General features: G+C 32.6%; 14 protein-coding genes. All 14 read left to right on the top strand.

All coding sequences use genetic code 11. The annotated features are described in order from the left end of the window. Positions 1-236 precede the first annotated feature (236 nt). Positions 237-653, top strand: coding sequence for an immunity 70 family protein (locus SNE38_RS09340; RefSeq protein WP_336046386.1), 417 nt, complete (start codon positions 237-239; stop codon positions 651-653). A 48-nt stretch (positions 654-701) separates the two neighbouring features. Beyond that, positions 702-1,115, top strand: coding sequence for a hypothetical protein (locus tag SNE38_RS09335; RefSeq protein ID WP_336046385.1), 414 nt, complete (start codon positions 702-704; stop codon positions 1,113-1,115). A 383-nt stretch (positions 1,116-1,498) separates the two neighbouring features. Then, positions 1,499-2,161: a hypothetical protein gene (locus tag SNE38_RS09330; RefSeq protein WP_336046384.1), complete on the top strand. Its 663-nt coding sequence runs from the start codon at positions 1,499-1,501 to the stop codon at positions 2,159-2,161. Between the two features lie 11 nt (positions 2,162-2,172). Continuing rightward, positions 2,173-2,586, top strand: a complete 414-nt coding sequence (locus SNE38_RS09325) for a hypothetical protein (protein ID WP_336046383.1) — start codon at positions 2,173-2,175, stop codon at positions 2,584-2,586. 79 nt (positions 2,587-2,665) lie between these two features. Then, positions 2,666-3,220 (top strand): T6SS immunity protein Tdi1 domain-containing protein, encoded by a 555-nt coding sequence (locus SNE38_RS09320; protein ID WP_191702789.1) that lies wholly within the window; start codon positions 2,666-2,668, stop codon positions 3,218-3,220. A 12-nt stretch (positions 3,221-3,232) separates the two neighbouring features. Then, positions 3,233-3,682: a hypothetical protein gene (locus SNE38_RS09315; protein WP_336046382.1), complete on the top strand. Its 450-nt coding sequence runs from the start codon at positions 3,233-3,235 to the stop codon at positions 3,680-3,682. A 24-nt stretch (positions 3,683-3,706) separates the two neighbouring features. Continuing rightward, positions 3,707-3,895, top strand: coding sequence for a hypothetical protein (locus tag SNE38_RS09310; RefSeq protein ID WP_191702928.1), 189 nt, complete (start codon positions 3,707-3,709; stop codon positions 3,893-3,895). Positions 3,896-3,997: 102 nt separating this feature from the next. Further along, positions 3,998-4,192 carry a hypothetical protein gene (locus tag SNE38_RS09305; RefSeq protein WP_191702787.1) on the top strand — a complete coding sequence of 65 codons (195 nt, stop codon included), beginning with the start codon at positions 3,998-4,000 and terminating at the stop codon, positions 4,190-4,192. A gap of 20 nt (positions 4,193-4,212) precedes the next feature. Continuing rightward, a complete protein-coding gene (locus SNE38_RS09300) occupies positions 4,213-4,719 on the top strand; it encodes a DNA polymerase III (protein WP_191702786.1) in 507 nt (168 codons plus the stop codon). 509 nt (positions 4,720-5,228) lie between these two features. Further along, on the top strand, positions 5,229-5,654 hold the full coding sequence (locus SNE38_RS09295; RefSeq protein WP_191702785.1) for an SMI1/KNR4 family protein: 426 nt from the start codon (positions 5,229-5,231) through the stop codon (positions 5,652-5,654). A gap of 176 nt (positions 5,655-5,830) precedes the next feature. Further along, complete coding sequence (locus SNE38_RS09290; RefSeq protein ID WP_191702784.1) at positions 5,831-6,184, top strand: hypothetical protein; 354 nt, start codon at positions 5,831-5,833, stop codon at positions 6,182-6,184. Between the two features lie 295 nt (positions 6,185-6,479). After that, positions 6,480-6,812: a tRNA-Val4 gene (locus SNE38_RS09285; protein WP_336046381.1), complete on the top strand. Its 333-nt coding sequence runs from the start codon at positions 6,480-6,482 to the stop codon at positions 6,810-6,812. Positions 6,813-7,125: 313 nt separating this feature from the next. Further along, positions 7,126-7,602 (top strand): DUF2247 family protein, encoded by a 477-nt coding sequence (locus SNE38_RS09280; protein WP_336046380.1) that lies wholly within the window; start codon positions 7,126-7,128, stop codon positions 7,600-7,602. 93 nt (positions 7,603-7,695) lie between these two features. Next, entirely contained in the window at positions 7,696-8,238 is a 543-nt protein-coding gene (locus tag SNE38_RS09275; RefSeq protein ID WP_191702781.1) for a T6SS immunity protein Tdi1 domain-containing protein, read from the top strand. Positions 8,239-8,248 lie beyond the last annotated feature (10 nt).

Here is an 8,248-nt window from a genome sequence, read left to right as displayed (position 1 = left end):
CCTAAAATATTTTCTAAAAAGCTATTGACTGGAGGTAAGAATGGCACCTCCTTTGAATGATAACTTTATCGTACCGGCGGTGCCAGGTTATTTATATGCGTTATTTGATTACGGGCTTACTGTCTTTCAAGGTTTTTATATTTTTTTTACACAATATTTGAATCAAAAATTCATAATGGTTATCATACTAACTAAGTAGATAAAAGATTTAAAACAAATTGATTGAGGTGAGAAGAATGGCTGTGGGATTTAAAGTGAAATATTACTGGTATCAAATCGGGCATGGTGATTTCTTACACTCTTTTTTCTCTACAATAAGTTATCATTTAGAACAAAATGGATGGGGAACTGAATATCCTTTCTTATTAAATGAACTCTATAATGGGAAACTTGAGAATAAGAATATTGATAGCGCTATAAATGAATTAGAAGCAATTAAAAAGAAATTACAGGATTTTAGCCCATCACAAGTAATATGGGACATTGATAACTTATCTAAAAGTCCGCCTTGGGGTGATAACATTAGTAAGGATATAACAAACTTATCTAATTATTTTATAACAAGTGAGGGTGAGGACTTAATAGATATGTTAATGAAAGCATTAGAGAAGGGACAAAAAACTAATTCCGATGTTTATATAGAAAGCATATAAATATCGTCCATTAGGTTTTTAATTCAAATTTATGTGGAGGTACCAAATATGTACAAGGAATTAGATAATCTTTTATCTGCAGATACAACGGTAGATTCTTGGTATGATGACGGTTGTACTATAGCAGGCGAGATACTTTTAGAATTTAGTTTAAGTGATTGGGATGAATTATCCAATCAAGTACTTAGTAAATCAATAGAATGGCAGAGAAAAATAGCATATTGTTTGGATAATCAGTGTAATGAGCATGAACTTAATATTTTAATGTCCTTGCTGAATACTGATGATGAAGAATTATTTGCGACTTGTATAGATACATTAAGGAGTTATACAAGCCAAGAAAGTAAAAGAATGATATTAGGTAGCCCTGAAATTCTGCAACGTATAAATGACCTATTACCAGGTGCCAGTGCACCAGTAAGGAAAATCCTTCAAGACTTTCTGTCTATAGTTCATTCATAATATTGTTTTGTACTTTGATAAAGTAGTTATGATTTAGACCTTGACTGGCAATATGCCTCTCAAGGCTTTTTTTTATTTAAAGAAGTTTGTGGTTAAAAAATAATCTGAAATTTGAATTCGTCGTCAAAAAAGGTCCTAAAAAGGTCAAGAAAAAGATAGAAAAGTCTACACCAAGGCCCAAAGATATAAAATAACCTATCCAAAATAAAATAGTGAAGAAGACGCAATGCCCTGGCCTACTGTACGCAACCGCTGGATATGAATCCCCTATTTAATCCAGGAGGCATCGGAGGAGCGAATCCGTACACCTTACAAAACAGACAACAGCCTTTAATTACTTTCGGTCTGAGCGTGGGATGGTATCAACGAATTTTGTATCATTTATGAAGAAACAAGAAAAAGAAGTCACAAAAGAGCTTTCTTGCCCAGCCCCAACCGTGGATGATGTGAAAGAAGAGGAAAATGGTTTTATTGGTTTCCTTGAAGGTGAGGGAAATGGCGCTAAGAAAATCGGAAAAGGTTTGTTGGATTTCTTACTATTGGACGATGTGAACACGCTGGCTGATCAAAATGCTTCGGGTCTTGATAAAGGTATTGCGTTAGCATCCTTCATCCCAATAGGGAAAGTTTTGAAAATCCCGAAAGCAATTGATAAGATTGTAGATAGTAACGTGGACGAGGTTGTTAAGAAGAGTGATGTAGATGAGGTAGTTGGTAAAGGTAATGCTCTTGTGGATACAAGTAATTTTGTGAAAAATGGGAAAATTCCAGTTGATGATTTGAAGTCAATAATACCAAACGACATACCTAATACATTTAAACCGAGTGAAACTATAACTGAAGGATATAAATATAATTTTGAAATAGACGGGCAAAAGATAGAAGTAAAATGGCATTCACCAGATTTAAATGCAAAACAACTGTACCCTGATAGTAATTCAGGGAATATGTGGACTGCCCAAATAAAAATAGGGAAAAAACTTCTAGGACAGGATGGTAACCTTTATAAAAAGCCGAATAATTTAACACATATTCCAATTGAGTAGGAGAATTAAGAATGGATTTTTCTAAATTTGAGGAGTTACCCGATTATTTATCTGAGGAAATACTAAAAATGTATTTTGAACAGGTTATTGATTATTACGAAAATAATGGGGATATAAGTAAGATTGATTTGTCTGAAGCTATATATCAATTAGCAGAAAGACAATGGCATACCTATAAATATTTGGATGAAAAAATTAAAGATAAGGTAGATTCGATAGTTCAAGAAATATTAGACCCAAATTCTTATGAGTTAATGGATAATGTAACGTCAATAATTGCATATCTTGGACTCTCAAATAGTTTTCAAACATTAAAGGAAATAGATAGTACAAGTCTAAGTATTAATGTTAAGGAAGTAATAGAGGAAACAATAAATGAATTAGATGGAAACATTGGTAATCCTTATTCAGGGTTAGAGGAGTAAGTATGATTAAAACCTTTAGTTATTGGAGCTAGCCCTGTCTATTTAATTGCTATGCTGCCATATCAGAGGAGGGTGTAATTTGAGCTTATTTAAAGATTTTAAAAAAGTAAGTGAAGTTGAGGAATATACAATTAATAAATATAAGAATATGCTCCCAGAAGCTTTAATTGAAGTATGGAAATTATATGGGTATGGTACAATTATGAATGGATACTTAAAAATAATTAACCCTGATGAATTTAGCTCTTTAGTAAATGAGTCTTATTTAAGAAGTAAAGGGACAGTACCTATTTTCAGTACATCCATGGGTGATCTAATACTTTTTGAAAAGGATGAAAATCAAGAATCCTATATTGTAACAATAAACTACCGAAAAGGTAAAACAAAAGTTGTAGCTTCAAAATACTCCTTGTTTCTAAGATTTTTAGAGGAAGAGGCTTTTAGACAGAAGGCTTTAGATTGGCTTCCTTATCCAGAAGCAATAGAAAAATATAATGAACCAGAGTATGATGACTGCTTTGGCTATACACCTTTGCTAGGTTTAGGTGGAGCAGAAAAAGTAGAGAATCTAAAAAAAGTCAAATTGAAGGAACATATTCGTATTATTACTGAATTTATGGGTCCAGTGCAGTAATGTACAGGAAATATGGTTAGAGTTAACTATGAGCACTTGATTGTCTATATTAGGCGACGAGTGCTTTTTTATGTTTTCAATATTCATACCGATGTTAACTTCCCGGCAGAACAATGGCAGTCATTCGCTAGTCAGAATCCGTTAATGATTGCACTGGCCTATCGTACGCAATCGTTGGATCAAGTGATTAATATGAATCCACTATTTAATCCTGGAGGAATCGGTGGAGCGAATCCATACACACTCCCAGGTCTTTATCAAAATGGTCAGCAGCCTTTAGGTACTTTCGGGCTCAGCGGTGCGGTGGTGTCAACAAATTTCTTTTCATTTATGAAGCAACAAAATAAAAAAGTCGCAAAAGAGCTTTCCGCTACAGCCACAACAGTAGATGATGTGAAAGAAGAGGAGAATGGTTTTCTTAATTTCCTAGGAGATGTCGGAAGTGGCGCTACCAAAATCTGAAAAGGTTTATTGGATTTCTTAATATTGGACGATGTGAACACGCTCGCTGATAAAAATGCTTCGGGTCTTGATAAAGGTATTGCGTTAGCATCCTTCATCCCAATAGGAAAAGTTTTGAAAATCCCGAAAGCGATTGATAAAATTGTAGATAGTAACGTGGGTGAGGTTGTTAAGAAGAGTGATATTGATGAGGTTGTTGGTAATGAAGGGTGATGCTCCAGTTCCTACCAAACCAGGTGGTGGTAGCAATTCTAAAGACTTTGTTAACCCACATTCTGAAAAACATATGTTTGAGCCAAGTTAAGGCAAGAAACAATGAGTAATCCTGATAAAGCTTATTCAAACTGGCCAAATCCTAACAATCCAAATCCAAACAAAATAACTAAGTATTATAAAGAATTTGACGGAAATATCAGTACACCTGATACACCGACAGGGAGTCATCGGGTATTTGAAAATCTTGTTGATCCAACCAGAAGCTCATATTTCCCATATGTTCCAAGAAAATAACTATTAAGTAGGTGAAATACTTGAGTAATATGTTGTATCATGCATATTTACCTGAAAATCATGAACATCATGTTTCGCTGGAAGAAGTCATGAATGGTGGCATTAAATATTCTACTAAGTCTAATAATAGATATAGTAATGGTGGTAGAGTAAAATTTGAGATAACAGAACTATTAAAACCCTCTAATGCTCCTGCCTGGCTTAACTTTAAAGAAGCAATAGGTGTTGATATAACCAATCGTTTTTCCAAATCTTTTGGCTTTCCTATATTTACGGATAAAATCTTAGTATTTGATGGTGATATTTCCCTTTCAATCTATGACCAAGCATTCTATGAGGATTTGAAAGACTTTGATGAGGAAGCTTTAAATTTTGATACTGGAGAAACTATTGAATATTGGCTAAAACTATATTGGAAAAGTATGATGACACTTGAAGACTATTTAATAAAGAGGTCTTATCCAAAGCCAGAAGTTTTAATTTTTGAATCTGTTCCCAAAGAAATTAATCAAATATGTGAAGAATAGACTTGTAAACCTTAATTGGCCTTAGCCTTTCAAGGTTTCTTTTTTGTGGGTCTGCCCAGTAAAGTGGAAAGTCACCGTCAAATTCAAGCATGGTAAAGATTGATGATAGGATACAGGTAGATTCTGATATACATTTATTACATCGCGAAATTTAAGAGTCAAAATTTGAGGGTATATTCCTGAGCTCGACCCTTGATTGGCTAATGCTTTTCAAGGTTTCTTTTTTGTAGGGCTACCCAGTGACGAATAAAACATTCTTTATTCAGATAGTAGAGGTATTCCTGGCTTGTAACACCTATGACTACTTCTGAGTGTACCAAAAAAAAGAACCTGGTGGAATGGTTGAAATTGCGGAGTTAACTCACGATAAATACGATTCGACGTTACAAGGTTTTGTTGAAAATGGGTGAAGTTTTAGAAATAATCCAGAACTTGAAAAAATGTATAATAACTTTAGAAGTAACTATTGAAAAATGCGTGCTAGTTCATAATAGGAGTGAGTTTAATTTATGGATGAAAGAATTATTAAGATGATTGATAATTATGGTGAAGAAGATGATTTTTTTGGAGAAGTATCAGAAGAATATATTAATAATGCTGAAGAAAAACTTAGAGTTAAATTTCCTGGAAGTTATCACAATTTTATAAAAAAATATGGTTCGGGAGGAATATGTGGAGTTGAGCTTGAAGGCGTTCAGGGTAATTTAGGGGCATCTGTAGTTGATGCAACCGAGAGATGGAGAAAATTAGGGTTGGGTATGAACTTAATTGTTTTAGAGGATTCGGGAGAATTTGCTAGATGTATGTATTGTGCAGATATATATGATGATAGAGTATTTAGTTGGGAAAGGGGGGGGATAGATTTACACCCTAGATATAATACATTTGATGATTATGTATTAGACATATTCCAAGAAGGAATTGATAATTGGTAAAAAACAATGAAGTTAATTCAGTGGATACTTATAAATCAATTAACGGACCGGTAAAACTCGTATAGAAGTAATAGAAGCTGAACATTTGTTCGTGAATCCGCTTGATGTAAACCTAAATGTTGTGGTAGAAAAAGCCCGGAATCTCATATTCCATATAAAAAGTGAGGTGGAGTAACTTGAATGCACAGAAAATACTAAATGAAATTGAAGAACTGCATTATTGGGATGCAAGAGTACTGCAAATGGAGTCCAGTTTTTTTGGAGATGAACTTAGAATTGTATTTGAAGATACAGATTTTAATGTAACCTTACTTTTTATTGGATGTTCGAGATTCTCATTTATAACAAGTGTTGAAGATAGATTGAAACCCTTAAAAGAGTTAACAAAAACTCAAATTCCTTATTTTATTCAGGAAGTTGAGATTTCAGATATACAGATTGATGGAGAAGATATATTAAAATGTAATATTTTTATGCCGCCTTTAAATGTAGAAGTTGTTTGTAATACTATACTAATTGAAAAAGAATAATAAAAGAACCTTTACGGATAAAATCCTAATATTTGTTGGTGATATTTCCCTTTTGATCTATGACCAAGCATTCTATAAGGATTTTAAAGACTTTGATGAGGAAGCCTTAAATTTTGATACTGGAGAAACTATTGAATATTGAATTAAACTATACTGGAAAAGTATGATGACATTAGAGGAAATAAAGGTGTTACTTCCACGGGCATTAAAATAGAAATGTATTTGAATAAAGATGGTTCAATAGCTACGGCATATCCACTGTATAAAAAATAACAGAAGGTGATGACTAAGGTATATGAGATATGTATATGAATTTAAAGAAGATCCATTTGGTGATTTACGAATAGTTTTACCAGAAGAAATAAGCCTTTTCTCGGATATTATTGAAAATATTGCATCGGAAGAACAAATAGATGAGTATATAAAATATATAAAGAATGTTTTAGAAGGTGTATATGAAGACTTTGAAATAGAATTAAATGCTACAAGCATATTTATAAAAAAAGATATTAGTATCGTGGAAAATAATTTTCGGGTTGAAGAACCTTATAAAAATACAATAGAAACGGAGCAACTTATAGAGCTGTTACTAGTATGGAAAGAAAAGATCCAATTACTAGCTGATTAAAGAACAATAATAAAACATACCTTGAATGGTTTTACGCCTTTCAAGGTTTTTTACTTTTGTTTAACTGAGTAAGACTAAAAGAAATACAGTTGCAATCATTCGCTAGCCAACATCCATTAACGATTGCACTTGCCAATCGTACACATTCTCTGCTCTTTACCAAAATGATCAGCAGCCTTTAGGTACTTTTGGTCTCAACGGCGCAATGGTATCAACATAGATTAAACGGTAATGTGACCCACAGGAGGTTCATAGAAAATGGAGAAATAACTGGTAAGCCAATCAAATTACAAAAAAGTAGGTTGTGAGAAATATGAACTTAACAGATTTTAAAAATAGAAATATTAAATATGATTGGAAACCTATTTTTGTAGGAATCAATGAAAATTACTTCAGTAAAAAGGCTATTTCTGACTATGCGGTAGAGTCGATGGAAAATGGTGATGAAAATGAGTTTGCATGGGGAATACCTATTGAAGATTTAAACAAAGTAATGTTGGAGATAAAGGACATTTATTTCCCACAATTAGACGAAAATAGCGCATTTTTAATAGCTGAGAATAGAAAACTTCGATTTGTTTGTTTATCTAAAATAAAAGAAGAGTGTAAAGAAGATAATGAATTATTAAATAAAATAGCCGAGTTTTATGAAAATCATCATTACCCAGAAGATATGTTGGGTTTCATAAATTATATGCCTCAAGAAGTCCCAACTACAATAGCAGATATGGTAAAAAGGTTTGAAGAATTTTTAAAATTAGAGAAAGATATAGTTAACTCATATTCTTGAAATTTAAATATGGGAAAATTCCCATTTTCAAGGTGCACTTAAAGCATTTGTTTGTTTCCATGGAGTAAAAATTCATTAGTTTGAGGAGTTTAAATGGAAAAATATTTAATAGATTTTAAATCGTATAAAAAAGTTCCGAGTGAAATGATTGTAAAATATACTAAACTGGTACCAAATGAAATTATAGATTTATGGAGTAATTATGGATTTGGTACATTTATGCAAGGGTATTTTAAAAGTGTAAATCCAGAGGAATTTAAAGAGATTTTGGGGGAGAGTAGTCAAAGATACAAGGATTCATTTGTGTTATTTGCTACAGGTATGGGTGATCTGGTTATTTGGTCAGATGGATATGTTAGATTACTTAATTACAGGTATGGTGTGGTAAAGACAATTATGTTTACATTTGAATTTTTCTTTCAAAATATTAATGACTTGGAATTTAAAGATGAAGATTTGTCTTGGCAACCTTATCCCGAAGCCCTTAAACAATATGGTGAGTTGGATTATGATGAGTGCTTCGGCTATACACCTCTATTAGGTTTAGGTGGAGCAGAAAAAGTAGAGAATCTAAAAAAAGTAAAACTGAAGGAACATATTCTTAATATTACTGAATTTATGGGACCAATTAAGTAATATTCAGGAG

This window comes from Solibacillus ferritrahens (assembly GCF_037027585.1).
Lineage (GTDB): Bacteria > Bacillota > Bacilli > Bacillales_A > Planococcaceae > Solibacillus > Solibacillus ferritrahens.
Note: the sequence above shows the minus strand (reverse complement) of the source record. Positions and strands in the feature narration are given on the sequence as shown.